This window comes from Pseudomonas sp. 51_B, from assembly GCF_017491595.1.
Taxonomy (GTDB): Bacteria; Pseudomonadota; Gammaproteobacteria; order Pseudomonadales; family Pseudomonadaceae; genus Aquipseudomonas; species Aquipseudomonas promysalinigenes.
Window position 1 is genome coordinate 1 of the sequence record NZ_JAFGYW010000345.1, and the last position, 460, is coordinate 460.

Below are 460 nucleotides of genomic sequence, written 5' to 3' on the forward strand. Positions count from 1 at the left end.
GTCGTCAAGGGCCTCGGCGAGAACGACACGCCGGATCGCCGCTGCACCGCCTGCACCGACGAGCGCAAGGATCAGCTCATCAAGGGCATGACGATCATCAAGGCGATGAAGAAGGACGGCGAAGGCTGGGACGGCGGCAACATCCTCGACCCGGAAAACGGCAAGGTCTACAAATGCAAGATGAAGCTCGAGGACGGCGGCCAGAAGCTCGTCGTGCGCGGCTACATCGGCGTGTCGCTGCTCGGCCGCTCGCAGACGTGGATGCGCTCGCAATAACTGTGCGATAACTGCGCAATAACCGCGCGGCAGCCGCACGCCCACGGCCCGCGCATCGCTTCCGTTATCGCTCCCGTTACACGGATCGCGCCGCCTGCGCGGCGCGCTTTGCAAGCGGCGGCGCGAACGCAACGCGGCGCAAACAAAAACCGGCCGCGCGCCTGTCACGCGAGGCCGGTTTTTG

1 protein-coding gene is annotated in these 460 nt (G+C 65.4%); it reads left to right on the forward strand.

All coding sequences use genetic code 11. The features are described from left to right. A partial coding sequence (locus J5M56_RS25145; RefSeq protein ID WP_207938079.1) for a DUF2147 domain-containing protein occupies window positions 1-276 on the forward strand: 276 nt, incomplete at its 5' end. Window positions 277-460: the final 184 nt, after the last annotated feature.